Origin of the sequence: Stenotrophomonas sp. 3diitr2024, from assembly GCF_042136455.1 — a bacterium.
Lineage (GTDB): Bacteria > Pseudomonadota > Gammaproteobacteria > Xanthomonadales > Xanthomonadaceae > Stenotrophomonas > Stenotrophomonas sepilia.
The window spans coordinates 1-4537 of sequence record NZ_JBHHMJ010000512.1 but is presented as its reverse complement, the minus strand read 5'-3'; the positions used below and the strand labels follow the sequence as shown (position 1 = coordinate 4537).

General features: G+C 66.3%; 6 protein-coding genes. All 6 read right to left on the bottom strand.

The window, feature by feature from the left end; all coding sequences use genetic code 11:
* Nucleotides 1–169: 169 nt before the first annotated feature.
* The 6 genes from ABGA94_RS13100 to fliD all read right to left on the bottom strand — a co-directional run bounded on the left by ABGA94_RS13100 (nucleotide 170) and on the right by fliD (nucleotide 4114).
* Entirely contained in the window at nucleotides 170–496 is a 327-nt protein-coding gene (locus tag ABGA94_RS13100; RefSeq protein ID WP_005420343.1) for a low molecular weight protein tyrosine phosphatase family protein, read from the bottom strand.
* Between the two features lie 67 nt (nucleotides 497–563).
* A complete protein-coding gene (locus tag ABGA94_RS13095; RefSeq protein ID WP_005413261.1) occupies nucleotides 564–1196 on the bottom strand; it encodes a response regulator transcription factor in 633 nt (210 codons plus the stop codon).
* 92 nt (nucleotides 1197–1288) lie between these two features.
* On the bottom strand, nucleotides 1289–1867 hold the full coding sequence (locus ABGA94_RS13090; protein WP_069138606.1) for a PilZ domain-containing protein: 579 nt from the start codon (nucleotides 1865–1867) through the stop codon (nucleotides 1289–1291).
* Nucleotides 1864–2157, bottom strand: a complete 294-nt coding sequence (locus tag ABGA94_RS13085; RefSeq protein WP_069138605.1) for a hypothetical protein — start codon at nucleotides 2155–2157, stop codon at nucleotides 1864–1866. The genes ABGA94_RS13090 and ABGA94_RS13085 overlap by 4 nt, the downstream gene beginning before the upstream one ends.
* Complete coding sequence (fliS, locus tag ABGA94_RS13080) at nucleotides 2154–2570, bottom strand: flagellar export chaperone FliS (RefSeq protein WP_005416447.1); 417 nt, start codon at nucleotides 2568–2570, stop codon at nucleotides 2154–2156. Before fliS ends, ABGA94_RS13085 begins: the two co-directional genes overlap by 4 nt.
* A gap of 128 nt (nucleotides 2571–2698) precedes the next feature.
* On the bottom strand, nucleotides 2699–4114 hold the full coding sequence (gene fliD / locus ABGA94_RS13075) for a flagellar filament capping protein FliD (protein ID WP_095377989.1): 1416 nt from the start codon (nucleotides 4112–4114) through the stop codon (nucleotides 2699–2701).
* Nucleotides 4115–4537 lie beyond the last annotated feature (423 nt).

Genomic DNA, 4537 nt, shown 5'->3' with positions numbered 1-4537 from the left:
TTTGAAATCAATGGCTTGAGGTGCTGGCTGACCTGACATCCACAATGCGGACGCCCCTAGGGCGCCTGTTGGAACCCAATCACGCCATGCGTCTTTCCATTCCGGCAACGCGATGCCTGTGCGGGCCGCGCCGCTGCAGCCGAGCATGGCTCGGCTCTACAACAGCCCGTCAACGCAGGAACGGCGTCACCTTGTGCTTGAGCAGCTCGATCAGCACCGGGTCCATGTACTCGTAGTCGTCCGGAATATCCAGGCAGATCACTCGCTTGCCGTTCAACCACGCCTTGTAGCGGCTGGACAGCCGGTTGCGGTGGGCGCGCTCCATCACGAACACCAGGTCGGCCCACTGCAGCAGCTCGGGGCTGAGCACTTCCTCGGCATCGGCCAGCAACCCGGCCGAGGCGGTCTCGATACCCGGCCAATCGGCGAATACCTGCTCGGCCGTCGGGCTGCGCAGGCGGTTCTGACTGCAGAGGAAGAGTACGTTGCGGGTCATGAGCGCAGCCTAATCGGGGTCGGATCCCTTTTCCAACGGAAAGGGATCTGACCCCATTTGCAGGCAATCACTCCAGCTCGTGCTGGTGGCGCGCGGCCAGCAGCAACAGGTCATTGGCGCGGCGGCAGCCCAACGACTCCATCATGCGTGCGCGATGGGTTTCCACCGTCTTCACGCTGATGCCGAGGTCCGCAGCGATTTCCTTGTTGCTTTCGCCCTTGCCGATGCGGCGCAGGATCTCGCGCTGACGCGGCGACAGCGCGGCAATGCCGGTAGGCTTCTCGCGGCCCAGCATGGGGGCCAGCATCTTGGCCGAGATCTGGGGACTCAGGAACACCTGGCCGGCATGCGCGGCGCGCAGCGCCAGTTCCAGCTCCTGCGGTGCTGCATCCTTCACCACGAACCCGACCGCACCGCGATCCAGGGCGTCGCGCACATGGGCGGCATCGTCGTGCATGGTCATCATCACCACCCGGGTGCCCGGGGCGCGCAGGCGGATGTCGCTGAGCGCTTCCAGGCCGGTGCGGCCCGGCAACGAGAGATCCATCAGCACCACATCCGGCGCATGCTGCAGCGCCAGCTGCAGTGCCTGTTCAGCGTTGCTGGCCTCGGCGACGAGCTGCACGTCGGCAAACCCCTGCAGCAGCCGCGCCAGGCCGGCGCGGACGAGGGTGTGATCGTCGACGATGAGAACTCGCACAGGCACGCAACAGATCCGTGTAGGGGAGTCCACCTTAACTTAGCTGAACGGGCGCGCCAAGGCTTGCCCGCCAAGCGTGATGGTGGCAGCTTTCAGCGCGCCCGGCGCGCCTCGGCCACCTGGCGGCGGTGCAGTCGGAACAGGTGCCGTTCCATTGCCATTTCCAGGCCGTCGCCCAGGCGCTGGAAGCGCAGCCACAGGAAGTGGCCGCCGCTGCCGTCGGCTGCCTCGGCGATCACTTCCACCGGCAGGTCGATGTGGTCTGGCAGCCAGTCGCTGGGCTGCAGGCGCACCACGCCGGCCTGTCCGGGGCTGGCACCACTGCGCGGGCCCAGCTGCAGGCGGATGCCACGGCGCGACCAGCGCACCGGGCGCAGGGGCAGTTCCAGGCCCTGCTGGCGCACCAAGCGGCCGAGCAGCACCATCGCCAGGTCCAGCTTGGCTTCAAGGCGTTGCAGCTGCAGGGTGGCCTCGTTGCGCTCGTCGTGCTCGTCAACACGGCTGTCTTCGACCAGTGCCAAGCTGCGCAGCAGGCCTTCGGCACCGCTGGTGCGTCCGGCCGCGCTGCCCGCCTGGAACTCGGCCGGCAGGGCCAGCTCGCAGCTGAGCGTTTCGTCGAACAGCTCGCTTTCGGCAGGATGGTGCAGCGACGTGGTCGGCAGCTGGGTCATGCCAGCGATTCTGCCTGCAGGTAGGCATGGGCGGCGCGAAGAGAGCGCTGGCCGTCATTCATCAGTGCGGCTGCTGCATCGCGGCGCTGGCGCAGCAGGCCCAGAAGGCTCTGCTGGCGCTCGAACAGGGCGCTCAGCGGCCCGTGGTCCGCAGCGGTCAGCGGCTGGCTGAGCAGGGCATGCAGGGTGCTGTCGTGCCCGTCGAGCAGGCTGTCGGCCTGGTCCAGGGCGTCATCGCCCAGTGCCTTCTCGAAGGCATCCAGCTGCGCGTGCAGTTCGGGCAGGCTCATGGCGCCACCGCGGCCGGGCGGCGCTGTTCGTGCGGGATCGCGTTCCAGGCGCTGTCGATCTCGCCCAGCAGCTGCAGCGATTCATCCAGCGCGGCGCGGTCGTTGTGCAGGTTGGCTTCGGTCAGGCGCTGCAGCACGTAATCGTACAGGGCCGACAGGTTGCCGGCGATCTCGCCGCCGGCCTCATGGTCCAGCGAGCCGTTGAGGTGGCCGACGATCGCGCAGACTTCGCCGATCGCCTTGCCCTTGCCGGCCTGGTCGCCGCGCTCGAGGCTGGCCAGGGCGCGACGCACGCGCTCCAGCGCGCCGGCCAGCAGCATCGCCACCAGCTTGTGCGGATCGGCATCGGCGACCGCACTGGTCACTCCCACCTGGCGGTACTGCTCGGCATATTGACGGCTGGAACCGTACATTCGTGATTCTCCTTGCGCGGGGTGCCGTCGGGCGATCATGGGGATCGGTGCCGGCGGCGCGGCGATGATTGCTGTTGCGTCCGTTATCGGTGCATTGCGCGGCAAACTTGAGTGCCACGCACGCATCCTCAGCGGTTCAACTGTGCCAGCTGCTGCTGCAGCGCCGTGTTGCTCTGCTGCAACTTGCCCATCAGGCTGTCCAGCGCGATGAACTGCTTCTTGTAGCGCTCTTCCACGCTCTTCATCCGCGTGTCGAGATCCTTGCGGCGCTTGTCGATGTTGTCCAGCGTGGTGTTCAGTCCCTTGGTCCGCGCGACGAACGCGCCTTCCTTGCCGACCGTGGTGCTGACATAGCCGTCGACCAGCGTGTACAGCTTGCCGGCACCGCCGGTATCTCCGGTGATCGCTTGGCGCATCTTCTCCGGCTGGCTGGCCAGTGCGGCGGCGAACTTGGTGGTGTCCAGGATCAGCGTGCCGTCGGCATTGGGGTAGCCGCGGGTATCCAGACCGATCGCCTTGGCATCGAGCTTGTCACCAGCCAGGTCCTTGAGCACGCTCGACATCACCGAGCGCAGTTGGCTGATGGCGCCGCGCATCTGCGCATCACCGGTCAGCGTGGAGGCTTCCTTGGTCTTGGCGTCGTACTTGGTTTCGGTGTTGATCGCCGCCAGTGCGGCGTTGTAGGCGGTGACGAACTCCTGCATCACCTTGGTGGCTGCCGCAGTGTCGGTGCTGATGGTCACCGTGCTGGTGCCCGGCATCTTCAGGTTCAGGGTCAGGCCCGGAACCGCATCGGCCACCGTATTGCTGGCGCTTACGACCTTCACGCCATCGATGGTCAGCTCGGCGTCGGCGGCGGCGGTGTTCTGCTTGAGGCTGTTGACCAGTCCCCCCAGCTTGGCGTCGCTGCCTGCGTATTCGAGCTTGATCGCGTTGGCGGCACCGGTCTTCTCCTGGGCGATCGACAGGTACTGGTTGTCGCCGGAGCTGATCAGGGTGGCCTGCACGCCTTCCTTGCGGCCAGCCGCATCGATCTTGTTGCGGATGGTGGTCAGCGTGTCGCCGTCCTCCACCTCCACGTTCATGGTCTTGGCCTTGTCGCCCACGCCAACGGTCAGCGTCAAGGTTCCGGCAGCAAACGTGTCGGTCTTGGGTACCGAGGTATCGGCGATCAGTTTGTGCGCGGTGGCCAGCGAGGTGACATTGACCACGTGCGTGCCGTTGGAGGCCGCAGCCTTGGTTGTGCCGACGTCATACAGCGCGACCGACGCCGTCAGGATCTCGTCGGTGCCCTTGTCGCCGCCTTTGCTTGCGGTCACGGTGCGCGTGTCGAACGCCGTGGTGGCCTTCAGTGCGGTCAGCGCCGTCTTCAGCTTGTCGAAGGCCGAGGTGATGGTGCCGATCGACGACAGCTGCATCTTGGCCTTGGACTGCTGCAGGTTCAGCGCATTGTCGGCGGGCTTGCGGTCGGCTGCGACCAGCTGGTTGACGATGTCCGAGATGTTGAGCCCCGAGCCAATGCCACCGTATCCAAAGTCTGCCACGTCGTTTCTCCTGGTATCCGGGCCCGGCCGTCGTGCGGTGGCCCGTCGTCAACGAAAATAGCGGCCTGCGCCGCTGGGTCTTGAGGACTTCGTTGATGCACGTGCCGTGCCAATCGCCTGGCGCAGGTTCTGGCACGCGGGTTGCAGGAGGGCTGGGGCAGGGTGCGGGTGGGTTCACCGCGGGCTGCCGGGAGTCTGCAAAAAGCCCTCCCCCAATGCAGGGGAGGGATCAGACTACTGACAATCGGGGGGAGACGAAGCCGCCCGGTACGTACAGTCAAAGGTACAGCGCTGAAAGAGAGGTCCGCAGGAGCGGGCGATGCCAAGCCGGTTCGGGACTGATCCCGGGCCGGGCATGGCCCGCGCCTTCGTGCATCGTGGCTTCCCGGTTGCCGCTACCGTCGGTTCGACCCGACGGTAGCG

Excerpts from the sequence above, each read along its gene's own strand:
- ABGA94_RS13100 (WP_005420343.1), bottom strand. The coding sequence starts at position 496 with ATGACCCGCAACGTACTCTTCCTCTGCAGTCAGAACCGCCTGCGCAGC.
- ABGA94_RS13085 (WP_069138605.1), bottom strand. The coding sequence starts at position 2,157 with ATGAGCCTGCCCGAACTGCACGCGCAGCTGGATGCCTTCGAGAAGGCA.
- fliS (WP_005416447.1), bottom strand. The coding sequence starts at position 2,570 with ATGTACGGTTCCAGCCGTCAATATGCCGAGCAGTACCGCCAGGTGGGA.
- ABGA94_RS13090 (WP_069138606.1), bottom strand. The coding sequence starts at position 1,867 with ATGACCCAGCTGCCGACCACGTCGCTGCACCATCCTGCCGAAAGCGAG.